This is a genomic window from Bradyrhizobium sp. 199 (genome assembly GCF_023073355.1).
Taxonomy (GTDB): Bacteria; Pseudomonadota; Alphaproteobacteria; order Rhizobiales; family Xanthobacteraceae; genus Bradyrhizobium.
This window is the reverse complement of record NZ_JADPJI010000002.1, coordinates 779450-805232: the sequence shown is the minus strand read 5'-3', so window position 1 is coordinate 805232 and position 25783 is coordinate 779450. Positions and strand designations below refer to the sequence as shown.

Sequence of the window (25783 nt, the reverse complement as noted above, 5' to 3'; positions counted from 1 at the left end):
CCCCGGCGGAATGAGTGGAGAAGGCGGCGGGATCGCCGCCTTCTCCGATCGTGCAATGGAGTGTCAGATGCGGATCAGGAGCCGGAACCGAGGCACTTGTTCGATTTGGTGTTGAAGTTGCCGCACTTCTTGCCGACCCAGTCGCCGACCAGGTCCTTGGAACCGTCGAGCTCCTTTGACCAGGCATCGCCCGCGACGAGGCCGGGGGTCTTCCAGACCACGTCGAACTGGCCGTTGCCCTTGATCTCGCCGATGAACACCGGCTTGGTGATGTGGTGGTTCGGCAGCATCTTCGACACGCCGCCGGTCAGGTTCGGGGCTTCGATGCCGGGAAGCGCGTCGATCACCTTGTCCGGATCGGTCGACTTCACCTTCTCGACCGCCTTGACCCACATGTTGAAGCCGATCACGTGCGCTTCCATCGGATCGTTGGTCACGCGCTTCGGATTCTTGGTGTAGGCCTGCCAGTCCTTGATGAACTTCTCGTTCGATCCGTCCTTGGTCTTGATCGACTCGAAGTAGTTCCAGGCGGCGAGATGGCCGACCAGCGGCTTGGTGTCGATGCCGGCGAGCTCTTCCTCACCCACCGAGAACGCGACGACCGGGATGTCCTTCGCCTTGATGCCCTGGTTGCCGAGCTCCTTGTAGAAAGGAACGTTGGCGTCGCCGTTGATGGTCGAGACCACCGCGGTCTTCTTGCCGGCCGAGCCGAACTTCTTGATGTCGGCCACGATCGTCTGCCAGTCGGAGTGACCGAACGGCGTGTAATTGATCATGATGTCTTCCTGGGCGACACCCTTGGACTTCAGATAGGCTTCCAGAATCTTGTTGGTGGTGCGTGGATAGACGTAGTCGGTGCCCGCGAGCACCCAACGCTTCACCTTCTCTTCCTTCATCAGGTAGTCGACGGCGGGGATCGCCTGCTGGTTCGGCGCCGCACCCGTGTAGAACACGTTGCGCTCGCTTTCCTCACCCTCGTACTGCACGGGATAGAACAGGACGCTGTTCAGCTCCTTGAACACCGGGAGCACCGACTTGCGCGACACCGAGGTCCAGCAGCCGAACACCACCGAGACCTTGTCCTTGGTGATCAGCTCACGCGCTTTCTCGGCGAACAGCGGCCAGTTGGAGGCGGGATCGACGACGACGGCCTCAAGCTTCTTGCCGTTCACGCCGCCCTTCTTGTTCTGCTGGTCGATCAGGAAAAGGATGGTGTCCTTCAGCGTGGTTTCGCTGATGGCCATGGTGCCGGAAAGGGAGTGCAGCACGCCGACCTTGATGGTGTCGTCGGCGGCTTTCGCGCCGGTCAATGGAGCCAGGCCGAGCATCAGGCTGGCGCTCGCAGCGAGAACGCCGCGGCGGCTAAATGACGCCGCTATATCGTGAATGGATTTGCTAAGCATGAGTGTCTCTTCTCCCTGACGCAGACGTGAAAAACGCTGCGAAACGGCCCCACGGCCGCCTGCGATTAACGGATTCGCAAGAACCGTGCCATGGACTGGACACCCATTAACGACCTGTTTTCATTGAACTAATCGCCTGAAATCAAACTTTCGCCATCAACAATGAGCTCAAATCTTGAGCATTCCAGATGTATGCCAAAGCGGCAGACTGTCTATTTTTTGAGCGCATCGTCAAATCTGGCTAAATTTCCGGCATAACTATTTCTGCACCGCAATCGCAATTTCAAGCGCGGCTGCCTTGAAACCGCCCGCTCGATGTTCCATATGAGCAGCCGAGACCTCTTGCGAATCAGCAGGTCGTTGCGAGCCGCGTGTTCTTAAGCCCCTACGGGCCTCTGGCTTGCCCCATCTCCCAAGCCGTCCGACACCCTAAACACGCAGGTGTCTTCTCGACACCCTCTTGCGCGCGCCGCGCTGAATGCGCCGGGCGCCCGCTTTTGACATGGAAAGAACCCATCTTTTGACTTCGTTTCAGGATTTCGGCCTCGCCGAACCCATCGCGCGTGCTCTCGCTGAAGAGAACTACGTCACCCCCACCCCCATCCAGGTCCAGACGATTCCGACCGCGCTGACCGGCCGCGACGTCGTCGGCATCGCCCAGACCGGAACCGGCAAGACCGCGTCCTTCGCGCTGCCGATTCTGCACCGCCTGCTCGAGAACCGCATCAAGCCGCAGCCCAAGACCTGCCGTGTCCTGGTGCTCTCTCCGACCCGCGAACTGTCCGGCCAGATCATGGACAGCTTCAACGCCTACGGCCGCCACGTCCGCCTATCTTCGACGCTCGCCATCGGCGGCGTGCCGATGGGCCGTCAGGTCCGCGCACTGATGCAGGGCGTGGACGTTCTGGTCGCCACCCCCGGCCGCCTGCTCGACCTCGTGCAGAGCAATGGCTTGAGGCTTTCCAGCGTCGAGTTCCTCGTGCTCGACGAGGCCGACCGCATGCTCGACATGGGCTTCATCAACGATATCCGCAAAATCGTCGCCAAGCTGCCGATCAAGCGGCAGACGCTGTTCTTCTCGGCCACCATGCCAAAGGACATCGCCGAGCTCGCCGACGCCATGCTGCGGGACCCGGCCCGCGTTGCGGTCACCCCGGTTTCCTCGACGGTGGAGCGCATCCAGCAGCGTATCATCCAGGTCGACTTCTCTTCGAAACCCGGCTTCCTTGCCAAGCTGCTGAAGGACGAGCAGGTCAATCGGGCCCTGGTCTTCACGCGCACCAAGCACGGCGCCGACAAGGTCGTTAAGACACTCGAGAAGGCGGGCATCCCCGCCAGCGCCATCCATGGCAACAAATCGCAGAACCATCGCGAACGGACGCTTGCCCAGTTCCGTACCGGTGAAATCCGCACGCTGGTTGCTACCGATATCGCTGCTCGCGGCATCGACGTCGACGGCATCACCCACGTCATCAATTTCGACCTCCCCAACGTGCCCGAGACTTATGTTCACCGCATCGGCCGCACCGCGCGCGCTGGCGCCGAGGGCACCGCGATCTCGCTGGTCGCAGGCGGCGAGGAACTCAGCTATCTCCGCGACATCGAGCGGCTGATCAAAGTGACGCTGCCGCGTGAGGACCATCGCACCGACGCCGGCCGCCGCGACGCCGGCGCTCCCCCGCCGCAGCAGCGACAGGGCCGGTCCGGCCGCCCGGGCCAGCGCTCCCAGGGCGCCCGGCACGGTGACGGACGACGTGCCGACGAACGGCATGCCGAGGGGCGCCATCACAGCGCCGGCAGGCAGGGCGATGGACGGCCCGGCGAAGGCCGCCATAACGAGGGCAGACCTGTTGATGGCAGGCTCGGTGAAGGCCACAACGCCTCCAAGGGGTCTCGCCGCCACCGCGGTGCCGGTGGTAAGATGAACGCCTCACCCGCCGATCGGTCGGAACAGCGTCCCGCTCATAGCGCCGGCAGGCCTGATGGAATACAAGGCGTTGCCTTTTTGCGTCGCGAGAGCCGCCCCAACGGCCGACCGAACCGCAACCCTCATTCGAACTAACAGTCCACGACTGGAGACCCCCACATGGCTAAGGAAGAGCTGATCCAGTTTGAAGGACTGGTCACCGAAATCCTCCCCGACGCCCGCTACCGCGTGCAACTCGACGCCGGACACGAGATCGTGGCCTATACCGCCGGCAAGATGAAGAAGAACCGCATCAAGACGCTGGCGGGCGACCGCGTGACGGTGGAGATGTCGCCCTATGACCTCGAGAAGGGCCGGCTGATTTTCCGCCACAAGGACGAACGTCCCAGCGGGGCGGGTGGACCGCCTCGTCCGGGCCAGCGCGGCGGCCAGTTCCGCCGTCGCTAGGCGGTTGCTGGCGTGAGTGCGGCAGATTCCGATCTGCCTGTCGATCCGCCGTGGACCCCGCGGCGGATCAAAAAATCGTGCAAGGCCGGATTGTTTTAGGGCCTCAATTCCGATAAAATGAATTATCGATTTTCGGCCGGACGACATTAGCATCCACCGGTACAGCCGGTTCAGACACGCTGACGACCCTTCCAAAAATTCGATCTAACCGGCCTGCGCGAGCGGGCTCCAACATTGTGTTATCTGAGAAGGGACTACCCCCGTGAGCATGGGAACCGTGAAGTGGTTTAACGCGACCAAAGGCTTCGGCTTCATTCAGCCCGACGATGGCGGCCAGGACGTGTTCGTCCACATCAGCGCTGTCGAGCGCGCAGGCCTCGGCACGCTGCGTGAAGGTCAGAAGGTCTCCTACGAGATCGTGGCCGACCGCCGTTCCGGCAAGTCGGCAGCGGACAACCTGCGCGACGCAGGCTGAACCGCCGGGCGCTTGGCCCGATCGGCTTGCGCCAACCCACGAAAACAAAAAGGCCGTGCGCGACGCACGGCCTTTTTCATTGTGGGGGCCTGCTCGCGGATGTCAGCACGAGGACGGCACATTGTTGTAGGGGACGCAGGTGACCTGGCGCGGCCGCGTGTAGGAGAGATCGCTCAGCGGGATGCTCGCCTTCAGCACGTAGCCCACGGAAGGTTTGTAAATGTAGCTCGCCTCGCTGAGGATGAGGTAGGTCGACGGAATCAACAGCGTCGAGGGAAGCTCACTTGTCACCTTGTCGCCGGCCTTCCGAACCGAGGTCGCCAGCGTCGCTTGCGTCGCGCCGCTCGCAATGGTGCCGGCCTTGCTCCACTGGACGGTGGCAATGCTGTTGGCATCGATATAGATCTGGGAGATCGAGCCTTTCACGAGCGTAGCGTCGTAAGGCATGATGATCGAGATGCTTGCCGTGAACGTGTTCTGCATGTCTGAATCGGTCAGCGTCGTCGACTGCGAAGTCAGATCGGACAGTGTCCGCGCAATCAATGTGACTTTGCGATCAATCGCCACGGCCGACGAGAATTCGACCGTACCGAAGAACATCACCAGCATCAGCGGCACGATGACCGCGAATTCAGTCGCCGCCAGCGCGCGCCTGTCGGCGACGAAGTCGCGCACCGAGCAGCGGGCATTCTTCAAGAAATTCGCAATCGCCTGCATTGGTCCGCTCAGATCCATCTGCGTCAGAAGGGTTCGTTCTTGAAGGCTGCGGTCGCCACCAGCAGTCGCTTGCTGCTGCAACCGATGTTGTAGCCGAGGCCGGTGACGAAGAGCGGCCACTGATAGAACAGCCGCACGACGACGACCTGGCTGGAGTTGCCGGGGTTGTATTGCACGCCGACCGGATTGAAGTTGCAGGAATCACCGTAACTGGCGAGGCTCAGCGTCGTGAAGGAACTGGTACTCACCACGTCGACGTAAAGCTTGCTGCAATCGAAGAGCGCCGGGATCTGGCTGCAGACATAGGTCTTGAACGTGGTCTGATCGCACGCCGCGACCACGTTGGGCGTCGTCTGACAGGCTGCAACCGAGCCGCCCTGCGCTTGCGCCTGGCCGGTCAGAATGGCACGCGCAGAATTCTGGGTGACGGTCTCCAGCACCTGGCCTGCGAAGAACACCAGCGCCGTCTCGATGATGGCGAACAGCAGCGCGAAGAAAATCGGAGCGACCAGCGCGAACTCGACGGCGGCGGAGCCGCGGCGGCTGCCCCGAAACCGGGACAGCACTTTGCGGAGCGTGAACCTCGTAGGTGGAAGCGATGCCATCGCGACAAATTCCCCAGCAGCGGCGATCCTCTGCTTCATTCAATAGCTAAAACTGATTGTTTAAGTGTTGCCGGCGGTTCAGGCCCGGCGAACCGCATCGTTAAGGATGCGTTAGCCATGCGAGGCCCGCAAAGACCGCGCGCGGAGACCTCGCCTGACATCCGAAAATGCCCGAGGCCGGACCAGGCGATCCTGCCCGGGTCAGCCCCGCAATCGACCTGGCTAGTTAGGTTTGGTGCCCGCACTGGCGTTGCCGCTGGCACTGCTGCTCAGCGAACCGGCCTGGCTCATCGTGTTGTTGAAGTAGGTGTCACTGTCGCCGAGCGTCACGCGACGCTGGCAAAGCGGTACGCAGCTGTAGGACTCGCGCTCGACTCCGCGATAGACGGTGACGAGCCGGTCGCTCGGACCTTCGACCTGGATCTGGCGGTCGACCAAAATCTCGCCGCTCCGGTCGAGCGCGATGAAATTGGTGGCACCATAGCCCTTGCCGGTCACGACGATCATGCCGCCGGGTTGAAGGGTGACGTCCGCGATCAGGGGATTGCCGACCACGATGGTGGCTACCTTGCCGGGCAGCCGCACCAGCTTGGCCTGGTCGACATTGACGGCGATGGTGTCGGCGGTGGGCTCGGCGAGGCCGGCAACCGGCGATGCCAGCACTGCGGCGGCAACCAGAAGACAGACGCGCGCATGACGGCGCAGCAATTCTTTACGCATACTCTTACCCCCGGGACGACACAAACCGGCAGAAGCGACCAGAAACAAGCGGAGCCAGTGCCCGACCCGGGTAACCTGCCTTTAATTCGTGAACGTTCCGCAAACTCGCCGACTATTGTTTGAACGGACCGGCGTTTGCGGCCCGATATTCCAATGCTAGCGGCGGAACGGATAGGCCAGTTGGCCCCCGAACTCCTTCGGCATGGTGGCTTCGTCCTTGCCGTAGTCCTGCGGCAGCCGTCCCTCCGGCATCCGGAAGGTGCCGAACAGCACGTCCCAAATGGGGAACGTTCCCGCGAAATTGGTGTTGCCACCCTCCTGGAGCGAGGTGTGGTGCCAACGGTGGAAAACCGGCGTTGCCAGCAAATATTTGAACGGTCCGAAGGTCCAGTTCAGGTTGGCGTGCACGAAGGCCGAATGGAAGGTGGTGAACGGGCCGACCCAGATCATGACGTTCGGTGAGATGCCGGCCATCAGCAGCACGACGTCGACGCTGATCGTCCCGAGCATGAGATTGACGGGATGGAAGCGGGCCGCGGAAATCCACCCGATTTCCTCCGAGGAGTGATGGACCGCGTGGTACTTCCAGAAGCCGCCGTCATGGAAAAGCCGGTGCAGCCAATACAGCATGAAATCAGACAGCATCAGGAATAGCACGGCCTGCAGCCACAGGGGCAGCTGCGCCAGCGGACCATGGCCGTTGTCGTAGAAGGCGATGAGCCCGTCGGCATCGTGGATGTTGAAGATTGCGCTGGCGCCGACGATCAGAAGTCCGATCCGCATGGTGCGGGCGAACACCGGAACGAAGAACCAGTAACAGATATCGGTGATGATCTCCCGCTTGCGCCACCACGGCTTGCCGGGATTGCAGGCCCAGAAATGCTCGAGCACGGTGAAGACGGCCGCGAGCACGAAGGTGACGGGGATCACCTTCACGATGGTCTCGCCGAGCATCAGGGCGACTAGCATGGGCAGGCTCGACATCGTCGCCTCTCTCCGCGGATTCCGGTTCTCTTACCCCTACACCGCTAAATTTAAGGGAGGGTGAAGTCGCCGCCGCGCTGACGATGCATCTGGAACCGGAGCGAATTGCAGCCGCTGCCTTAAGGCGAAATTCACTCTGGGCGAAAGCATCGCGCCAGAATGGGGTTTGCTTGATCGAATTAACTCTACCGAAAGAGCTCGGCTCTCATGGTCACGAGGTCAAAGACGGCGCCGAACGAGGCGATCTTCACCCCAGATGGAGTTTTGTTCATGAAGAACTTGATTGCACGTTTCGCGAAGGATGAATCCGGCGCCACCGCCATCGAATACGGTTTGATCGCCGCCGGCATCGCGCTCGCCATCATCACCGTCGTCAACAATCTCGGCACCACGCTGAACACCAAGTTCACCTCGATCAGCACGTCGCTGAAGTAAGCGACCGAAGAACGACGGCAAAAGCCCCGGATCTCCGGGGCCTTTGTTTTTGAAGACGGCGAGTTCCAGTGGCGTTGCGCGAGTACAGAACCGATGCCGCGCTCGCGGCGAACGAGGCAGGGGCGGCGCAGGCCGGCTCGCCGGTGTATTGGGTCTGCCTTGCGCTGCTGCTTGCAACAACCGTGCTCGCCGCGCGCATTGCCAGCCTCTGGTGAGCGCGCGTTCTGCGGCTTTGCCGCCCGCGAGCCTCGCTGCCGTTGTCGGTTTGTTTAGCACTGCCGGCTAGCATCGCCCGACGCCGGTTCCCGCGGCAAACCCTGGCCTCAAGACGCAGCCCATGATCCTCGACCTTGCGCGCCTTCTGCTCTTCCCGGCCCTGATGGCGTTCGCCGCCGCGAGCGATCTCTTCACGATGACGATCTCGAACCGTGTGTCGCTGGCGCTGGTCGCAGGCTTCTTCGCACTTGCCCTCGCCGGTGGCATGGCACCTTACGAGATGCTCAGTCATGTCGGCGCCGGCGCGCTTGTCCTGGTCGTGGCCTTTACCTGCTTTGCGATGGGCTGGGTCGGCGGCGGCGACGCCAAGGTCGCGGCCTCGGTCGCGCTCTGGTTCGGGTTCGCGCAGTTGATGAACTTTCTGCTCTATGCCTCGCTGTTCGGCGGCGCGCTGACGCTGCTCCTGCTCCAGTTCCGGCAATGGCCGCTGCCCTACGGGCTGGCGGGTCAGGCCTGGCTTGCGCGCCTGCACGCCAAGGAGAGCGGCATCCCCTATGGCATCGCGCTCGCCCTGAGCGCGTTGATGGTCTACCCGGAGACCGAATGGGTGAAGGCCATCGACCTCGCCCACGTCGCACTGCGCTGAACGCACGGGGTAAACCCGGCGTTAAGGCGATTTAGATACGCCTCATTAACCATGCTTTGACGAATAGCTGGTCAACTGCCGATTACGGCGGCGGCAGCGTCGCGGCGTTTGTTGGAAAGTGAAGCGTATGAATAGGGCACGCATTGTCGTCCTGACGGTCGCCATCTGCGCCGGCGGCGTCGCCGCGTATCTGGCGAGCGGCTCTGACAATTCTGCGCCGCCTCCGGCCCCGGTCGCGCAGCTTCCCACCGTCGACGTTCTCGTCGCCAAGAACGACATCGGCCTCGGCCAGACCGTGAAGCTGGAAGACGTGCAATGGCAAACCTGGCCGGCCGCGACCGCCAGCGCCACTTTCATCCGCCGCAACGAGCGTCCCGAAGGGGCGACCCAGGTCACCGGCTCGATCGCGCGCGCTCCCTTCATTCAGGGTGAACCGATTCGCGACCAGAAGCTGGTCAAGGCCGAAGGCTCCGGATTCATGGCGGCAATCCTGCCCACCGGCATGCGGGCGATCTCGACCGAGATCTCGCCGGAGACCGGTGCAGGCGGCTTCATCCTGCCCAACGATCGCGTCGACGTCCTTCTCACACGCCGGTTGAAGAACCCGGACCAGAGCAGCGGCGCCCCCGACGTCGTCACCTCCGAGATCATCCTGGCCAATATCCGTGTCCTGGCCATCGATCAGGCGCCGAAGGAGAAGGACGGCCAGAACGCGGTGGTCGGGAAGACCGTCACCCTCGAGCTCAATCCCGCGCAGACCGCGACGCTTTCGGCGGCCCGCCAGAGCGGCACGCTGTCGCTGGCGCTGCGCAGCATCGTCGACGTCAAGATGAGCGAAATCACGCTCGATGAATCCGCCCAGAAGCGCGACGGTGTTTCGATCATTCGCTACGGCATTCCAAGTCAGACGGCGAAAGCACGATGAAGACAGTCGATATGAGATGCAGGGTGGATATGGCGACGATGCGAACCTCCGTGGTCCGCGCCCTGTCGTTTTCGGCCGCTGTCGCGCTGGCGCTCAATCCGGTGCTGACCCCCGTTGTCGCCGCCGATTACCGCCCCGTGGCGTCGGCCACCGCGGACGGCCAGATGAACGCGCGCTTCCTCTCGCTCGGCGTCGGCAAGTCCATCGTGATCGACCTGCCGCGGGACATCAAGGACGTACTGGTCGCCGATCCCAAGATCGCCAATGCGGTGGTACGCTCCGCACAACGCGCCTACATCATCGGCGCCGCTGTCGGCCAGACCAATATCGTGTTCTTCGATTCCGCCGGTCAGCAGATCGCGGCCTATGACATCGCGGTCAAGCGCGACCTCAACGGCGTGCGGGCCGCGCTGAAGCAGGTCCTGCCCAATTCAGACATCCAGATCGACGGACTCGGCGACGGCATCGTCCTGACCGGAACGGCGGCGAACCCCTTGGAAGCGCAGCAGGCCAACGATCTCGCCGCGCGCCTGGCCGGAGGCGCCGACAAGGTGGTGAATTCGATCGTGGTCCGCGGCCGCGACCAGGTCATGCTCAAGGTGACGGTGGCCGAGGTCCAGCGCAACATCGTCAAGCAGCTCGGAATCGACCTGACCGCCAACCTCAGCTACGGCACCTCCGTGGTGACCTTCTCCAACTCGAATCCGTTCACGGCTTTCGGCAAGAACCTCGTGGACGGCAACAGTCTGACCACGAAGTTCGGCGGCGCGCCGTCGGTGCAGGCCACCCTGCGCGCGATGGAAACCGCGGGTGTGATCCGCACGCTGGCCGAACCGAACTTGACCGCGATCTCCGGTGAATCGGCAACGTTCCTTGCCGGCGGTGAATTTCCGGTCCCGGCAGGCTATGCGTGCGACCCCACCACGCATGTCTGTAACACCCAGATCAGCTTCAAGAAGTTCGGCATCTCGCTCAACTTTACCCCCGTGGTGCTGAGCGAAGGCAAGATCAGCCTGAGGGTGATGACCGAGGTTTCCGAGCTGTCGAACGAAAATGCGATCACGTTGTCGCAGGCCGTGACCTCGACCTCGGTGAACTCGCTGACGGTGCCCTCGATCAGGACCCGCCGCGCGGAGACCTCGCTGGAAATTCCCTCCGGCGGCGCAATGGCGATGGCCGGCCTGATCCACCAGCAGACCAAGCAGGCGGTCAGCGGCCTGCCCGGACTGATGCAGCTCCCGATCCTCGGCACGCTGTTCCGCAGCCGCGACTTCGTCAATAACGCGACCGAGCTGGTCCTGATCGTGACGCCTTACGTCGTTCGCGCGGTGTCGCCAAAGGACCTGTCGCGACCGGATGACGGCTTTGCCCCGTCCGCGGATCCGCAGGCACAGCTGATCGGCAACATCAACCGCATCTACGGCGTGCCTGGCCGGAGCGAACCGGCCAAGAACTACCGCGGCACTTACGGCTTCATCACCGACTGAGCGGAACGGGGACTTCACGATGATCACAAGACCACCCCAGCTTCGCAAGCGCGCCATCCGCCTCGGTGGCGCGCTCGTCGGCGTAGCGCTGGCGCTCTGCGGCTGCCAGCACGACGAAGTCGTCACCGCCTCCGTTCCCGACGACTACAAGCAGCGCCATCCGATCGCCATCGAGGAGCAGAACCGCTCGATCGTCGTGTTCGTCGGCCATGCCCGCGGCGGCTTGACCGCCGCCCAGCGCGCCGACGTGATGGGCGTCGCGTCGGCCTGGTTGCACGAAGGCACAGGCGCCATCCGTATCGACATGCCGTCCGGCACGCCCAACGCGCGTCCGGTTGCGGACACGATGCGAGAAATCCAGGCGATGCTGGCAGCGGCAGGCGTTCCGCCGCGCGGCGTCAACGTCCGCCCCTACCAGCCGGAAGACAAGCGTTTCCTGCCGCCGATCCGGCTGACCTATTCCAAGATCGCCGCGGTCGCGGGCCCCTGCGGCCTGTGGCCGGAGGACATCGGCCCATCGATGAAGAACAAGAGCTGGTTCGAGAACAAGGACTATTACAATCACGGTTGCGCCTACCAGCGTAACCTCGCGGCGATGGTCGACAATCCGTCGGACCTCGAGCAGCCGCGCCCCGAAACGCCGACCTACACGGCCCGACGCATCACCGGTCTCGAGAAGTATCGCAAGGGACTCTCGACGGCGACCACCTATTCCGACGCCGACAAGGCCAAACTCAGCGACACCGGCAAATGATCAGCTACGCTCGCCAGACACACGAAGAGCAGCCGGAAGCAGGTCCTCCGCCGGCCGAGGAGCATATTGCGCCCGCGCCGCGCGTCTCGGTCCAGGCCTTTTGCGAGACCGTGGAAACCGCTGCCGCGGTCCAGTCGGCCGGCGAGGATCGCCGCCTCGGCAAGGCCCATCTGAAGATCCAGATGGGCGGCATGGCGGCCGCGGTCGAAGCCTACCGCTCGGCTCCCACCCCGAACGTGATCGTGCTCGAGAGCGACGGCCGCAACGATCTCTTGAGCGGGCTCGACCAGCTCGCCACCGTCTGCGACGCCGGGACCCGCGTGGTCGTGATCGGCCGCATCAACGACGTCATGCTCTACCGCGAACTGGTGCGCCGCGGCGTCAGCGACTATGTGCTCGCGCCGGTCGGCGCGATCGACGTCGTACGCTCGATCTGCAACCTGTTCTCGGCGCCGGAAGCCAAGGCGGTCGGCCGCATCATCGCCGTCGTCGGCGCCAAGGGCGGCGTCGGGTCTTCCACCATCTCCCACAATGTCGCCTGGGCGATCGCGCGCGACCTCGCAATGGACGCCGTCGTCGCCGATCTCGACCTCGCCTTCGGCACCGCCGGGCTCGACTACAACCAGGATCCGCCGCAGGGCATTGCCGACGCCGTGTTCTCACCCGATCGCGTCGACACCGCCTTCATCGACCGCCTGCTGTCGAAATGCACCGACCATCTCAGCCTGCTCGCGGCGCCGGCGACGCTGGACCGTGTCTATGATTTCGGCAGCGACGCATTCGACTCCGTGTTCGACACGCTGCGCTCCACCATGCCCTGCATCGTGCTCGACATTCCGCATCAATGGTCGGGCTGGACCAAGCGTGCCTTGATCGGAGCGGATGACATCCTGATCGTGGCCGCGCCGGACCTCGCCAATTTGCGCAATACCAAGAACCTGTTCGATCTGCTGAAGGCCGCGCGTCCCAACGACCGGCCGCCGCTCTACTGCCTGAACCAGGTTGGCGTGCCGAAGCGACCCGAAATCGCCGCCGCGGAGTTCGCCAAGGCGATCGAGAGCCAGCCGATCGTCTCGATCCCGTTCGAGCCGCAGATTTTCGGCTCAGCAGCCAATAACGGCCAGATGATCGCGGAGATCTCGGCCAACCACAAATCGATCGAGATGTTCCTTCAGATCGCCCAGCGCCTGACCGGCCGCAGCGAGACCAAGAAACAAAAATCGTCCCTGTTTTCACCCCTGATTGACAAGTTGCGGGGAAAATAAGCCGCCGCATGGAGTTGTTAAGTGTTCGGTAAGCGTAGCGGAACAGACACCGACCTTCGGGCTCCCAAGCCCGGCGCCGTGTCGCCCGAGCCTGCCCAGGCTCCGGCGCCGACGGTGTCGCGCGCCCCGCCTCCGCCGGCTGTCGCCTCCCCGCCGCTTGCTCCTGCCAAGGCCCCGCCGCCTCCGGCCATGGAGAGCCGGCGTTCGGACAATTATTACGACGTCAAGGCGACCATCTTCGGCGCGCTGATCGAGGCGATCGACCTGGCCCAGCTCGCCAAGCTCGATTCGGAGTCCGCGCGCGAGGAAATCCGCGACATCGTCAACGAGATCATCGCGATCAAGAACATCGTGATGTCGATCGCCGAGCAGGAGGAACTGCTCGACGACATCTGCAACGACGTTCTCGGCTATGGGCCGCTCGAGCCGCTGCTGTCGCGCGACGACATCGCCGACATCATGGTCAACGGCGCCAATACCGTCTACATCGAAGTGGCCGGCAAGATCCAGCGCACGGGAATTCGCTTCCGTGACAACCAGCAGCTCCTCAACATCTGCCAGCGCATCGTCAGCCAGGTCGGTCGGCGCGTCGACGAATCCTCGCCGATCTGCGACGCACGCCTCGCCGACGGTTCCCGCGTCAACGCCATCGTGCCGCCGCTGTCGATCGACGGGCCGACGCTCACCATCCGTAAATTCAAGAAGGACAAGCTGACGCTGGATCAGCTCGTCAAGTTCGGCGCGATCTCGCCGGAAGGCGCGGAAATCCTCCAGATCATCGGCCGCGTCCGCTGCAACGTGCTGATTTCCGGCGGTACCGGCTCGGGCAAGACCACGCTGCTCAACTGTCTGACCAACTATATCGAGCATGACGAGCGCATCATCACCTGCGAGGACGCGGCCGAACTGCAACTGCAGCAGCCTCACGTGGTGCGGCTTGAAACCCGTCCGCCCAACATCGAGGGCGAAGGCCAGGTCACCATGCGCGAGCTGGTGCGCAACTGCCTGCGTATGCGTCCTGAACGCATCATCGTCGGCGAAGTCCGCGGCCCGGAGGCGTTCGACCTGCTCCAGGCCATGAACACCGGCCATGACGGGTCGATGGGGACGCTGCACGCCAACAATCCGCGCGAGGCGCTGTCGCGCTGCGAATCCATGATCACGATGGGCGGCTTCTCGCTGCCCTCGCGCACCATACGCGAGATGATCTGCGCCTCGATCGACGTCATCGTCCAGGCCGCGCGCCTGCGCGACGGCTCGCGCCGCATCACCCACATCACCGAGGTGATGGGCATGGAAGGCGACACCATCATCACCCAGGACGTCTTCCTCTATGACATGATCGGCGAGGACGCCAACGGCAAGATCATCGGCCGGCACCGCTCGACCGGCATCGGCCGTCCGAGATTCTGGGAACGCGCCCGCTATTACGGCGACGAGAAGCGCCTTGCCGCCGCGCTGGATGCGGCGGAAGTCGCGCCGACTACGTGAGCAGGTCAGCAAAGACATGAACATCCAGGTCCTCGCCCTCGCCTTTCTCGCCACCGCCGCCGTCGGCGGCATGGCCTGGGTCTTTCTTTATCCGCTCCTGTCCGGCGAACGAAAGGCGGAAAGCCGTCGCGCCTCGATCTCGCGTGCCGACGCGCCCGCGGCCAAGCAGACCGACAAGAGCCAGCGAACGCGCCGCGAGCAGGTCGAGACCTCACTCAAGGACCTTGAGGCGCGGCGCCAGCAGGAGAAGAGCGTCCCGCTCAACGTGCGCCTGTCGCAGGCTGGGCTCGACTGGACGCCGCAGAAGTTCTGGGTCGTGTCCGCCGTCGTGGCGGGCGTACTGTTCGCGGCCGCCCTGTTTGTCGGGGGCGGCCTGCTCGGTGCCGCCGGCCTCGCTTTTGCCGGCGGCTTCGGCCTCCCACGGTGGGCGCTCGGCTTCCTGAAGAAACGACGCGAATCCAAATTCCTGGCGGCGCTGCCCGACGCGGTCGACGTCATCGTCCGCGGCATCAAGGCGGGCCTGCCGCTGTTCGAATCGATCAAGGTCGTCGCCGCCGACGCGCCGGAGCCGCTGCGCAGCGAGTTCCTGTCGATCATCGAGACGCAGGCGATCGGCATGCCGCTCGGCGAGGCCTGCGCGCGCCTCTACGACCGCATGCCGCTGCCGGAGGCCAACTTCTTTGGCATCGTCATCTCGATCCAGCAGAAGTCCGGCGGCAACCTTTCCGAAGCGCTCGGCAACCTCTCCAAGGTGCTGCGCGACCGCAAGAAGATGAAAGAGAAGATCCAGGCGATGTCGATGGAGGCCAAGGCTTCGGCCGGCATCATCGGCTCGCTGCCGCCGATCGTGATGTTCCTGGTCTATCTCACGACACCGCAATACATCTCGCTGCTTTGGACCCATCCCACCGGCCAGCTGATGCTGGTCGGCTGCGTCGTCTGGATGTCGGTCGGCATCATGGTGATGAAGAAGATGATCAATTTCGATTTCTGACGGTGCCGTATGGTCGATTTCCTCGTCTCGAAACTGCACGACGTTCGCTTCATGACCATGATGCTGGCGGCCATCGCCGCCAGCGCCACGGTATATACGTTGGTGATGCCGCTATTTGCCGGCGAAGGCCTCTCCAAGCGCATGAAGGCGGTGGCGAGCGAACGCGAACGCATCCGACAGCGCGAGCGCGAGCGCCTCAACAAGAACGAAAAGGTCACGCTGCGCCAGACCCCGAAACAGCTCGTCTCCAGGGTCGTCGAGGACTTCAACCTCACCAAATGGCTCGCGCAGGAGGCCGCCCGGAACAAGCTCATCATGGCTGGTTACCGCGGCCATGCGCCCTACATCACCTTCCTGTTTGCCCGCATGGTCGCGCCGATCGTGCTGTTCATCGGCTCGGTCGTCTACGTTTTCGGCATCGCGCATATGGAGCAGTCGTTGCCGATCAAGATCGGCATGTGCGTCGGCGCCGCCTATCTCGGCCTCCAGGCACCGATGCTGTTCCTCAGGAACGCGATTTCCAAGCGTCAGCTCTCGATCAAGCGCGCCTTTCCCGATGCGCTCGACCTGCTCCTGATCTGCATCGAATCCGGCATGTCGGTCGAGATGGCATTCCGGAAAGTCGCCACCGAGATCGTGGGACAATCGATCGCACTGTCGGAAGAGTTCACGCTGACCACGGCTGAATTGTCCTATCTGCAGGATCGCAAGGTTGCCTATGAGAACCTGGCGCGGCGCACCGGGCTCGAAGGCGTCAAGTCGGTGTGTCTCGCGCTTCAGCAGGCGGAGCGTTACGGCACCCCGCTCGGGCATTCCTTGCGCGTCATGGCGCAGGAAAACCGCGACATGCGCATGAACGAGGCCGAGAAGAAGGCGGCCGCCCTGCCGCCGAAGCTGACCGTGCCGATGATTCTGTTCTTCCTTCCCGTGCTGTTCGTCGTCATTCTCGGGCCGACCGGCATCAAGATCACCGAGCTGCACTGAGACGGGGCCCGACCCGCGGTTCGCCCCTGACGTCAAGGCCTGTGGATCTGATCAGTCGGGCTGGCTGAGCGAGGCGACCGGCGTCCGCTTCGGTGCGCCGCGCGGGCCCTCACTGCGGCTGAGCATCTCCTTGAGATAGGCGACATTGGCAGCGGCCTGGTCAGGTGGCAGATCTGCCTTCACGATGGTCTCGGCTTCCGCAAAGCGACCCTGAAGACCGACGACGAGGCCGAGATTCTGTCGCACGCGGGTGCTCGCGCGCGGCGAAGCGTAGGCCTGGCGCAGCGCGTCTTCGGCCTTCGGCAAGTCTCGCGACAACATGTAGGACAGACCGAGGTTGGAAAGTACGCCGGGATCACCCGGCGCGATCTTGAGCGCGCTCGAATAGTAGGAACGCGCCTCCTCGTGACGGCCCATCTGATCCAGCGCAGTGCCCTGCACCGAGAGCAGGCGCCAGTCCGGATTATCAGGCGAATGCGCTTTCGACAGGACGTCGTGGGCCTGCTGGAAATTGCCGTTGTCGGCGAGGGCGCGACCGTACAGGGCGAGCAGCGCCTTGTTGCCCGGATTGGCGATGGTCGCCTGCTCGAGCACGGCGGCGGCCTGGGCGCGCTGACCGTTGGCACGTAAGGCCTGACCGTAGGCAAGCGCTGCGTCGGCGTCCTTGGGATTGGCGCGGTAGCGATCGCCATAGACCTCGACGGCGCGAACCGGATCGCTGGGAGCCGCCTCCGCCCGCGGACCGCCGACCGAGCCCGTCACGTCCGAGAGGTTCGGCATCGCCGTGCAGCCGGCGAGGCCCATGGCCAATGCCGCGACCACCGACGTAGACGCAAGAAGCCTGGCAAAACTGAACCGTTGACGCATGACGCCTTGACTCTCGAGCCGATTGATCGAGCCGAACGCGCCAGCAATAGACTGTTAACCCTAACGGCCGGTTAATGCCACTTTCCGGGCCCTACCTTTCACGGCGACGTTTGCGGCGGCGCCTCACCGCCGAGATCAAGGTCGAGGCCGAGCGCCTTCACCTGCTCGTTCAGGTCCCGCAACAATCGCCGCCTCTGCCTCGCCGGCTGCTGGGCACCTAAGCCCTCGCCGGACAGCCTCGGCAGTTGGCGCAGGAAATCATCGCAGTTGATCAAGCGCCTGCCGGAGAGCTCGTCGAGCTGAGCGCGATCGACGCCGAGCATTTCGGCGGATTGCGCGATCAATCGGCCGAGCAGTGTTCTCACGGCGAACCATGCGTCGATGTCAGACCTGGGTCCGGACCTCGCGAACTTACCTTCGAGGTCCGTCCATGCACGGGACGAGACGACATAAGTGTAGAACGCGTTCGCCCAGTCCGGCTCGGCTTCATCGTAAAAGCTGCGGCGCATGAACAATCGGCGCGCGATCACTGCGACCTGATCCCGCTTCAGCGAGCCGCATGAGGCGATCTCGATCGCCGACTGGACCCCCGGATCACGGGAAAAGTCCCGCCCTGCCGGCAGCCTGATGGCGCCGTCGGGCAAGTTCGAGTCGAGCAACCTGAAAGCGCCGTGGTTGCGCGGCCTGGAATAGCGCGCGATCGCGAAGCGGTAGTCCGTGCGGCCGGCATTGGACGTGGGACCAAAATGGATGATGTTGAAGCCTGCATCGTCGCCGGCCTGCCCGGTCGAGGATGGACAGGAGAGCACGTAGATCGTGCGCCAGAACGCTTCGCCGCTCTCGCTCGAGGTTGCGCGTGGATCAGGGATGGAATAGCGGGTCAGTCCCTCGACATGCCGGTGACCATGCAGCACCAGATCGACGTTGAGGGAGGTTGCCGCTTCGAGGAAGGTTGCGGGCGCTGCCAGATACATCAGCGGCTCGTCGGGAACGCCAAGAAAGCGCTTTCCCTCTCCGGTCGCCTGCGGCAGCGGATGATGATGCAGGGCCAGCACGCGCACGAGGTTTTCCGTCGGCTCGGCATAATCGGCACGCCCCGCAGAACCCATGCTGCTCGCGAGCTCGACGCTCAGCCGGGCGGAATCTGCGACTATCGCCTTGTAGGTGCCCTCATCGATATTGCCGCTCGCAAGCGTCGTCAGGCTAGCGCGGTTGGAATCCAGCAACACCAGGTCGAGACCGGCCTGCCGGTAATAGACGCTCTTCGAGGTCCGCGGCAGATGCAGGTAATCGTAGACGTCGTGACGGCCGGCCCGCTGGCTGGGCCGCTTGACGTCGTGATTGCCGGCCACAGCCTGAATGTCGGTGAACACACCGGTCTGCCGGAGAGACGCCATGACGGCGAGCGTTTCGTCGAGCGCGCGCGGCGTCGGATCGTCCACGAGATCCCCCGTGATCAGCAGGATGCGATCGGGGACATCGGCGAGGTCCGCCATTCTTTCGCGGAGAGCGGCAGTGAGCGCCTCGATCGTCGCAAGCAGCCGACCCGACCCGTCCAGATGCAGGTCGGAAATCTGCGCAATGACGAAAGATCTATCCATTTGCGCCGCTCATTTGCCAATGCTGCGCCGCCCAAGACGATGCGAGAAATGCGTGGACGAACAGGTTGAGTCCGGTCGCAGCCCGGGCAAGGTGACCTCGGGCAAGTATCAATTGCGTGCCGCCGCGTCCATGCTCCCGATCCGTGCAGAGGCGCGCGACACAATCTAAAATATTCACCTAACATGCCACAACCGTGGCGCTAGTAAAGCCCTCCGTCCGCGCTCGCGCGAATGTCCGTTCTCAGCATGAGAGATACGAGACTTGCCGTGCAACGGTTTCGTCTCGCCCGATCAAAATTCGATGGCAAGCCGCTTGCGGATTTCGTCGACGCGCTTGTCCAGCGCATCGAACCGCGCGTGGACGGATCGGTCATGGAGATAAAAGACGTAGCCGCCGGCAAGGAGCGCGAAGATCCAATGGTGGTGCTCGACATAGCCAAAAATCGCCCCGACGGCTTGGCCGACAAATGTGACCACGCTCCACACAAATTCCATTGCACTTCCTCCCGGCGGGCTTTGTCGTCGGTCGACCGATTTCCATCTGGCGACCGTTGCCGGAACCTAGCACGGCCCCCTTGCCGCGAGTAGCGGCTCGCTGAACGGTGACAGCAAAGCCGATTGCAGCAGCGGCCAAACTCTGCGAAGTCTCGTCCGTCCGTATGACCCGTTTGATCCGACGATCGGGACCCGCCAATGCCTTCTGTCTTCGAGACATCGTCCACCGCGATCCCGATCACCTTCGTCACCAAATCGAGCTGGGATCAGGTCGCCGAGGCGCTACCGCCGCCGCAACGCGCGTTCGCCACGGCATGCGCCTTTACTGCCAAGCCGGGCGCCTATCTCGCGTTGCCTGCGCCTGACGGTGCGATTGAGCAGGTGCTGTTCGGGCTCGAGGACGAGGGTGCAAGATCCCGCGATCTGTTCCGGCCTGGCGCCCTGCCGGGACTTCTGCCGCCGGGCACTTATCGCTTTGCCAATGCCCCCCACGATGCACGGCTGGCGGCGCTCGCCTTCGCACTGGGGTGCTACCGCTTCGCGCGCTACCGCAAGGCTGATCGCCCCGACGTCCGGCTGGTGCCGCCTGATGGCGTCGATGCGGCCCGGATGGAGCGGATCGCCGATGCAGCAATGCTCGCGCGCGACCTCATCAACACGCCGTCCAACGACATGGGGCCGGCGGAGCTCGCCGCCGCCGCGCAAGATCTCGCCGCGGAGTTCGGCGCAAGCTACGCCTGCACCATCGGTGAGGATTTGAAGACTAGTTTTCCGCTGATCCACGCCGTCGGCATGGCATCCTGTCGCGCCCCGCGGCTGATCGACATCGGCTGGGGCAATCCTGATCATCCCAAGGTGACGCTGGTCGGCAAGGGCGTCTGCTTCGACACCGGCGGGCTCGACCTGAAGCCGTCAAGCGGCATGCTGATCATGAAGAAGGACATGGGCGGCGCCGCCAACGTGCTGGCGCTTGCGCGCATGGTGATGGATTCGAAGCTCAGGATCCGCCTGCGCGTGCTGATCCCGGCCGTCGAGAACGCGATCGCGGGCAACGCCTTCCGCCCGCTCGACATCTTCACCTCGCGCAAGGGCATCACGGTCGAGATCGGCAATACCGATGCGGAAGGCCGTTTGGTTCTCGCCGACGCACTGGCGCTGGCCGACGAAGAGAAGCCCGATCTGCTGATTGATCTCGGCACGCTGACCGGCGCGGCACGGGTCGCGCTGGGGCCGGATTTACCGCCCTTTTACACCAATGATGAGACCCTTGCCGCCGACCTTGCGCGTTGCGCGGTGAAGGAGAACGATCCGTTGTGGCGCATGCCGCTGTGGCCGCCTTACGATGCGTGGCTGGACTCCAAGACCGCCACCATCACCAACGCGCCATCAGGCGGCTTTGCCGGCTCGATCACCTGCGCGCTGTTCCTGCAACGCTTCGTCGAGCAGGCCAAGAGCTGGCTGCATGTCGACATCTACGGCTGGACGCCGTCGGCAAAACCGGCACGCCCGGAGGGCGGCGAGTGCCAGGCCGCGCGCGCCATCTACACCTTGCTGAGCGAGCGATATGCTTGATCCGCGAATAACACCGGCGCGAGGCGACCTCGCCGCGAAATATCTCGAAGGCAAGGTTGAGGCGGATCGCTTCGTCACAGGCGAGGAATTCGAGGTGGTCGAACCGATCGCGCCGGTGCGCGAGCAGCCGTCTTCGAACGCGATGCTGATGACGGAGGCACTGCGCGGCGAACGCGTCACGGTCTACGACCGCAACGGCGAGGGCTGGGCCTGGGGCCAGCTTGCCGGCGACGGCTATGTCGGCTGGCTGCCGGACGCCGTCCTCATCAAGCCATCGGCCGCCCCAACTCACATGGTCGGCGCGCTGCGGACGTTTGCTTTTCCCGGCCCGTCGATCAAGCTGCCGCCGGCCGAGACGCTCGTGATGGGATCCAAGCTCACGGTGGCGCGCGAAGACGGCAGCTTCGCCGTGACGCGCGACGGCAGATATCTGCCGAAGTCGCATCTCGCGCCGCTCGATCATCGCGAGCCGGATTTCGTCGCCGCCGCTGAGCGCTTCGTCGGCACGCCCTATCTGTGGGGCGGCAAGAGCAGTCTTGGCATCGATTGCTCCGGCCTCGTCCAGGTCTCACTGGCATCTGCGGGCACCGGCTGCCCGCGCGACAGCGACATGCAGCAGGCCGGACTCGGTCGCGCCCTGGAGGCGCATGAACGGAGCAGCTTGCAGCGCGGCGATCTGATCTTCTGGAAGGGCCATGTCGCGATCGTACGCGATGGCAGCACCATGGTTCACGCCAACGCGCATCACATGGCGACCGTGATCGAGCCGATCGAACCGGCCATCGCGCGGATCAGGCAGGCCGGCAGCGAGGTCGTTGCGATCAAGCGGCTCTGACGGGGCTTACGTCGCCACCGAGCCGTTGCCGGCGGTCTCCAGCCGGAACGCCGCCGCGAACAGCGCCCGCGTGTAATCCGTCTTCGGGGTCTTGAACAGCTCGGCGGCCTGTCCCTCTTCGACGACCTTGCCGCCGCGCATCACGATCAGGTGGCTCGCGAGCGAGGCGACGACGCGCAGATCGTGCGAGATGAACATGTAGGTGAGCTCGCGCTTGCGCTGCAGCTCGCGCAGCAGATCGACCATCTGCGCCTGGAACAGCATGTCGAGCGCGCTGGTCGGCTCGTCCAGCACGACGAAATCGGGCTCGAGCACGACCGCCCGCGCGATGCTGATGCGCTGGCGCTGGCCGCCAGAGAATTCATGTGGATAGCGGTAGCGGGTATCGGGCTTCAGCCCGACGTCTTCCAGCGCCTTGACGACGCGCGCCTCGCGTTCTTCGCGCGACAGCTTCGGCTGATGCACGGAAAGACCTTCGGCGATGATGTCGGCAACCGACATGCGCGGTGAGAGCGAGCCGAACGGGTCCTGGAACACGATCTGCATGTCGCGCCGGAAAGGCCGCATCTCCTTGAAACGCAGGCCCTGGATGTCCTTTCCCAAGAACACGATGCGCCCGTTCGAGGAGATCAGCCGCATCAGCGCCAGTCCCAGCGTGGTCTTGCCCGAGCCGGATTCGCCGACGACCCCAAGCGTCTCGCCCTTGCGCACGGCGATGCTGACGCCGTCGACCGCCTTGATGTGGCCGACTGTCTTGCGCATCAGGCCGCGCTTGATCGGAAACCAGACCTTGAGATCATCGGCCGACATCACGACCGGCGCGTCCGGCTGCGGAGGCGCCGGATCCGGCTTCGGCTCCGCGGCAAGCAGATCGCGCGTATAGGGATGTGTCGGCGACTTGAAGACCTGCTCGACCGGCCCCTGCTCGACGATCTCGCCGCTCTTCATGACACAGACGGTTTCGGCGATGCGGCGCACGATGCCGAGATCGTGGGTGATGAACAGCAGGCTCATGCCAAGCCGCGAGCGGATCTCGGCGAGCAACGTCAGGATCTGCGCCTGCACGGTGACATCGAGCGCCGTCGTCGGCTCGTCGGCGATCAACAGATCCGGCTCGTTGGCGAGCGCCATCGCGATCATCACGCGCTGGCGCTGACCGCCGGAGAGCTGATGCGGATAGCTCTTCAGCCGCGTCTCGGGCTCAGGGATGCCGACCTGCGTCAGCAATTCCAGCGTCCGTCTGCGCGCCTCGGCATTGCTGGTTGGATTGTGCAGCTGGATAATCTCGCCGATCTGCGCCTCGATCGTGTGCAACGGATTGAGCGAGGTCATCGGCTCCTGGAAGATGATGGAGATATCGCTGCCGCGAATCTCCCGCATCTCCCGCTCGGACCGGCCGATCAGTTCCTGCCCCTTGAAGCGGATGCTGCCCGAGGGGTGCGAGGCGTTCGGATAGGGCAAGAGCTTGAGGATCGAGAGCGCGCTGACGGATTTGCCGGAGCCGGATTCACCGACCAGTGCGAGGCATTCGCCGCGCTTGATCTGGAACGAGACCTTGTCGACCGCAAGCGTGGTGGCGCCGCCTTGGTGGAAGGCCACTGAGAGGTCGCGAACGGCAAGCAGGGGCTGGTTGATCGCGTCCATTGGCTTACCTGAAGGTCTTGCGCGGATCGAAGGCGTCGCGCACGGCTTCGCCGGTGAAGATCAAGAGCGACAGCATGATCGCGACCGAGAAGAAGCCGGAGAAGCCGAGCCAGGGCGCCTGCACATTGGACTTGGCCTGCGACAGCAACTCGCCGAGCGAAGGCGATCCCGGCGGCAGGCCGAAGCCCAGAAAATCCAGCGCCGTCAGCGTCATCACCGAACTTGACACGATGAAGGGCAGGAACGTCATGGTCGCGACCATCGCGTTCGGCAGCAGGTGGCGGAACATGATGATCGGGTTGGAGACACCGAGCGCCCGCGCCGCCTGGATGTATTCGAAGTTGCGCCCGCGCAGGAATTCGGCCCGCACGAGACCGACCAGCGAGACCCAGGAGAACAGCAAGAGGATGCCGAGCAGCACGAAGAAGCCCGGCACGAGCACCGAGGACAGGATCAGGAGAAGATAGAGCGAGGGGATCGCCGTCCAGATCTCGATGAAACGCTGGAAGATGAGATCGACCCGACCGCCGAAATAACCCTGCACCGCGCCTGCCGCGATTCCGATGACGGACGAGACGATGGTGAGACAAAGGCCGAACAGCACCGAGATGCGGAAGCCGTAGATCAGCCGCGCGACCACGTCACGCCCCTGATCGTCGGTGCCGAGCCAGTTGTATTCGAGATCGCGGCAGCCCTTCAGCCCCTTCTTCTCCACCACCGGCTTGCATTGCTTCTCGGTCAGCATCCAGGTCGGTGGCGATGGCGCAGGCGTCGGCAAGTCGAGATTGTGCGTGTCGTAAGAATAACGGATCAGCGGCCAGACGATGCTGCCGTTCTTCTCCTTGATCAGCTTCTGCAAATAGGGATCGCGATAGTCCGCCGCGGTTTCGAAGTCGCCGCCGAAGGTGGTTTCCGAATAGGTCACGAAGGCGGGCCAGTAGAGACGGCCATCGAACTTGATCAGGAATGGACGATCGTTGGCGATCAGCTCCGCGAGCAGCGAGACCACGAACAGGGCGATGAAGATCCAGAACGACCAGTAGCCGCGGCGGTTCGCCTTGAAATTCTGCCAGCGCCGCCTGTTGAGCGGCGAAGGAGCGAACGGCTTGCGCGTGATCGGAACGACCTCGCCCAGCGGGGACTGGGTCGTGGTCTCGATCGGCGTCGGTGCGGTAATCGTCATCAGACCTCCCGCGCCTCGAAATCGATCCGGGGGTCGATCCACATGTAGGTCAGGTCGGAGACCAGGTTGATCACGAGGCCGACCAACGAGAAGATATAGAGCGTGCCGAACACCACGGGATAGTCGCGGTTGAGCACGCTCTCGAAACTGAGCAGTCCCAATCCGTCCAGCGAGAAGATGGTCTCGATCAGCAGCGAGCCGGAAAAGAAGGCGTGGATGAAGGTCCCGGGGAAGCCGGCGATCACGATCAGCATGGCATTGCGGAAGACATGGCCGTAAAGCACCCGGCCCTCGCTACAGCCCTTGGCGCGCGCGGTCATCACGTATTGCTTGCGAATCTCGTCCAGGAACGAGTTCTTGGTCAGGAACGTCATGGTGGTGAAGGCACCTAGCCCCATGGCGATCAACGGCAGCGTCAGATGCCAGAAATAATCGATGATCTTCCAGTACCAGGGAAACTGCGCCCAGCCGTCGGAGGTCAGCCCGCGCAGCGGGAACCAGTTGAAAAAGGAGCCGCCGGCAAACAGGATGATGAGCAGGATTGCGAACAGGAAGCCGGGAATGGCATAGCCCAGCACGAGAATGGTCGATGTCCAGGTGTCGAAGCGCGTGCCGTCCTTCACCGCCTTGCGGATGCCGAGCGGAATCGAGATCAGATAGGTGATCAGCGTCAGCCAGATCCCGAGTGAGATCGAAACCGGCAGCTTCTCCTTGATGAGTTGCAGAACGCTGACGTCGCGGAAATAGCTCTTGCCGAAATCGAATCGGGCGAAATTCCACACCATCAGCGCGAAGCGTTCCGGTGCCGGCTTGTCGAAGCCGAACTGCACCTCGAGCTTCTTGATGAAGTCGGGATCAAGACCCTGCGCGCCGCGATATTTCGAGTTGATGGCATCGCCACCGGCCCCGACTTGCCCGGGCGCGCGCTGCGCAAAGTCGCTGCCGCCCGAAATCCGCGAAGTGCCGCCAGTGTCGGCGCCCGAGAGCTGCGCGATCACGCGCTCGACCGGGCCGCCCGGCGCGAACTGCACGACGATGAAGGAAACGAAGAGTATCCCGAGCAAGGTCGGGATCATCAGCAGGATGCGGCGGGCGATATAGGCGCTCATGG

Annotated in this window: 26 protein-coding genes; 15 read left to right on the top strand and 11 right to left on the bottom strand. The window is 63.6% G+C overall.

Translation table 11 applies throughout. The features are described from left to right. Positions 1–74: 74 nt before the first annotated feature. Positions 75–1403 carry an urea ABC transporter substrate-binding protein gene (urtA, locus tag IVB28_RS03835; protein ID WP_247524722.1) on the bottom strand — a complete coding sequence of 443 codons (1329 nt, stop codon included), beginning with the start codon at positions 1401–1403 and terminating at the stop codon, positions 75–77. 478 nt (positions 1404–1881) lie between these two features. On the opposite strand from urtA, the gene IVB28_RS03830 reads away from it, so the two are divergent. The 3 genes from IVB28_RS03830 to IVB28_RS03820 all read left to right on the top strand — a co-directional run bounded on the left by IVB28_RS03830 (position 1882) and on the right by IVB28_RS03820 (position 4252). Then, on the top strand, positions 1882–3465 hold the full coding sequence (locus IVB28_RS03830) for a DEAD/DEAH box helicase (RefSeq protein WP_247524721.1): 1584 nt from the start codon (positions 1882–1884) through the stop codon (positions 3463–3465). A 24-nt stretch (positions 3466–3489) separates the two neighbouring features. Continuing rightward, positions 3490–3777, top strand: a complete 288-nt coding sequence (gene infA, locus IVB28_RS03825) for a translation initiation factor IF-1 (protein WP_148755275.1) — start codon at positions 3490–3492, stop codon at positions 3775–3777. A 262-nt stretch (positions 3778–4039) separates the two neighbouring features. Beyond that, a complete protein-coding gene (locus tag IVB28_RS03820; RefSeq protein ID WP_247440128.1) occupies positions 4040–4252 on the top strand; it encodes a cold-shock protein in 213 nt (70 codons plus the stop codon). A gap of 102 nt (positions 4253–4354) precedes the next feature. Here IVB28_RS03820 and IVB28_RS03815 read toward each other — a convergent pair whose 3' ends face one another. From IVB28_RS03815 to IVB28_RS03800, 4 genes are all read right to left on the bottom strand, one after another. Next, positions 4355–4969, bottom strand: coding sequence for a TadE/TadG family type IV pilus assembly protein (locus IVB28_RS03815; RefSeq protein WP_247524720.1), 615 nt, complete (start codon positions 4967–4969; stop codon positions 4355–4357). A gap of 23 nt (positions 4970–4992) precedes the next feature. After that, positions 4993–5574: a TadE/TadG family type IV pilus assembly protein gene (locus IVB28_RS03810; protein ID WP_247524719.1), complete on the bottom strand. Its 582-nt coding sequence runs from the start codon at positions 5572–5574 to the stop codon at positions 4993–4995. A gap of 222 nt (positions 5575–5796) precedes the next feature. Then, entirely contained in the window at positions 5797–6294 is a 498-nt protein-coding gene (locus IVB28_RS03805; protein ID WP_247524718.1) for a pilus assembly protein N-terminal domain-containing protein, read from the bottom strand. Positions 6295–6450: 156 nt separating this feature from the next. Then, positions 6451–7278 carry a sterol desaturase family protein gene (locus IVB28_RS03800; protein ID WP_247524717.1) on the bottom strand — a complete coding sequence of 276 codons (828 nt, stop codon included), beginning with the start codon at positions 7276–7278 and terminating at the stop codon, positions 6451–6453. Between the two features lie 270 nt (positions 7279–7548). Here IVB28_RS03800 and IVB28_RS03795 point away from each other — a divergent pair, with 270 nt between their 5' ends. From IVB28_RS03795 to IVB28_RS03750, 10 genes are all read left to right on the top strand, one after another. Further along, the gene (locus IVB28_RS03795) at positions 7549–7713 is read left to right on the top strand and encodes a Flp family type IVb pilin (RefSeq protein WP_027544253.1); all 165 of its coding nucleotides are present in this window, start codon (positions 7549–7551) and stop codon (positions 7711–7713) included. A gap of 74 nt (positions 7714–7787) precedes the next feature. Then, positions 7788–7928 carry a hypothetical protein gene (locus IVB28_RS03790; RefSeq protein ID WP_247525365.1) on the top strand — a complete coding sequence of 47 codons (141 nt, stop codon included), beginning with the start codon at positions 7788–7790 and terminating at the stop codon, positions 7926–7928. Between the two features lie 122 nt (positions 7929–8050). Next, positions 8051–8575, top strand: a complete 525-nt coding sequence (locus IVB28_RS03785; protein ID WP_247524716.1) for a prepilin peptidase — start codon at positions 8051–8053, stop codon at positions 8573–8575. A 127-nt stretch (positions 8576–8702) separates the two neighbouring features. Continuing rightward, positions 8703–9500: a Flp pilus assembly protein CpaB gene (cpaB, locus tag IVB28_RS03780; protein ID WP_247524715.1), complete on the top strand. Its 798-nt coding sequence runs from the start codon at positions 8703–8705 to the stop codon at positions 9498–9500. Between the two features lie 11 nt (positions 9501–9511). Continuing rightward, positions 9512–10987: a type II and III secretion system protein family protein gene (locus IVB28_RS03775; RefSeq protein ID WP_247525333.1), complete on the top strand. Its 1476-nt coding sequence runs from the start codon at positions 9512–9514 to the stop codon at positions 10985–10987. 19 nt (positions 10988–11006) lie between these two features. Next, positions 11007–11741 (top strand): CpaD family pilus assembly protein, encoded by a 735-nt coding sequence (locus IVB28_RS03770; RefSeq protein ID WP_247524714.1) that lies wholly within the window; start codon positions 11007–11009, stop codon positions 11739–11741. Next, positions 11738–13006: an AAA family ATPase gene (locus IVB28_RS03765; RefSeq protein ID WP_247524713.1), complete on the top strand. Its 1269-nt coding sequence runs from the start codon at positions 11738–11740 to the stop codon at positions 13004–13006. The genes IVB28_RS03770 and IVB28_RS03765 overlap by 4 nt, the downstream gene beginning before the upstream one ends. Positions 13007–13027: 21 nt before the next feature. Further along, entirely contained in the window at positions 13028–14497 is a 1470-nt protein-coding gene (locus IVB28_RS03760; RefSeq protein ID WP_247524712.1) for a CpaF family protein, read from the top strand. A gap of 16 nt (positions 14498–14513) precedes the next feature. Then, a complete protein-coding gene (locus tag IVB28_RS03755; protein ID WP_247524711.1) occupies positions 14514–15491 on the top strand; it encodes a type II secretion system F family protein in 978 nt (325 codons plus the stop codon). A gap of 9 nt (positions 15492–15500) precedes the next feature. Further along, positions 15501–16475, top strand: a complete 975-nt coding sequence (locus tag IVB28_RS03750) for a type II secretion system F family protein (protein ID WP_247524710.1) — start codon at positions 15501–15503, stop codon at positions 16473–16475. Positions 16476–16526: 51 nt separating this feature from the next. Here the strand turns inward: IVB28_RS03750 and IVB28_RS03745 are convergent, their stop codons facing one another. From IVB28_RS03745 to IVB28_RS03735, 3 genes are all read right to left on the bottom strand, one after another. After that, positions 16527–17342 carry a tetratricopeptide repeat protein gene (locus tag IVB28_RS03745; protein ID WP_247524709.1) on the bottom strand — a complete coding sequence of 272 codons (816 nt, stop codon included), beginning with the start codon at positions 17340–17342 and terminating at the stop codon, positions 16527–16529. 98 nt (positions 17343–17440) lie between these two features. After that, positions 17441–18943 (bottom strand): metallophosphoesterase, encoded by a 1503-nt coding sequence (locus IVB28_RS03740; RefSeq protein ID WP_247524708.1) that lies wholly within the window; start codon positions 18941–18943, stop codon positions 17441–17443. Between the two features lie 291 nt (positions 18944–19234). Continuing rightward, positions 19235–19438 carry a hypothetical protein gene (locus tag IVB28_RS03735; protein WP_247524707.1) on the bottom strand — a complete coding sequence of 68 codons (204 nt, stop codon included), beginning with the start codon at positions 19436–19438 and terminating at the stop codon, positions 19235–19237. Between the two features lie 198 nt (positions 19439–19636). Between IVB28_RS03735 and IVB28_RS03730 the strand changes: the two genes are divergently transcribed. Both IVB28_RS03730 and IVB28_RS03725 read left to right on the top strand, forming a co-directional pair. After that, positions 19637–21010: a leucyl aminopeptidase family protein gene (locus tag IVB28_RS03730; protein WP_247524706.1), complete on the top strand. Its 1374-nt coding sequence runs from the start codon at positions 19637–19639 to the stop codon at positions 21008–21010. Beyond that, positions 21003–21845, top strand: coding sequence for a C40 family peptidase (locus IVB28_RS03725; RefSeq protein WP_247524705.1), 843 nt, complete (start codon positions 21003–21005; stop codon positions 21843–21845). Before IVB28_RS03730 ends, IVB28_RS03725 begins: the two co-directional genes overlap by 8 nt. A 6-nt stretch (positions 21846–21851) precedes the next feature. Here IVB28_RS03725 and IVB28_RS03720 read toward each other — a convergent pair whose 3' ends face one another. Genes IVB28_RS03720 through IVB28_RS03710 form a run of 3 tightly spaced genes read right to left on the bottom strand, consistent with a single transcriptional unit; the run spans position 21852 to position 25781 of the window. Next, positions 21852–23489 carry an ABC transporter ATP-binding protein gene (locus tag IVB28_RS03720; RefSeq protein ID WP_247524704.1) on the bottom strand — a complete coding sequence of 546 codons (1638 nt, stop codon included), beginning with the start codon at positions 23487–23489 and terminating at the stop codon, positions 21852–21854. Between the two features lie 4 nt (positions 23490–23493). Further along, the gene (locus IVB28_RS03715; protein ID WP_247524703.1) at positions 23494–24672 is read right to left on the bottom strand and encodes an ABC transporter permease; all 1179 of its coding nucleotides are present in this window, start codon (positions 24670–24672) and stop codon (positions 23494–23496) included. Next, positions 24672–25781 (bottom strand): microcin C ABC transporter permease YejB, encoded by a 1110-nt coding sequence (locus IVB28_RS03710; RefSeq protein WP_247524702.1) that lies wholly within the window; start codon positions 25779–25781, stop codon positions 24672–24674. Before IVB28_RS03710 ends, IVB28_RS03715 begins: the two co-directional genes overlap by 1 nt. Between the last annotated feature and the right edge of the window lie 2 nt (positions 25782–25783).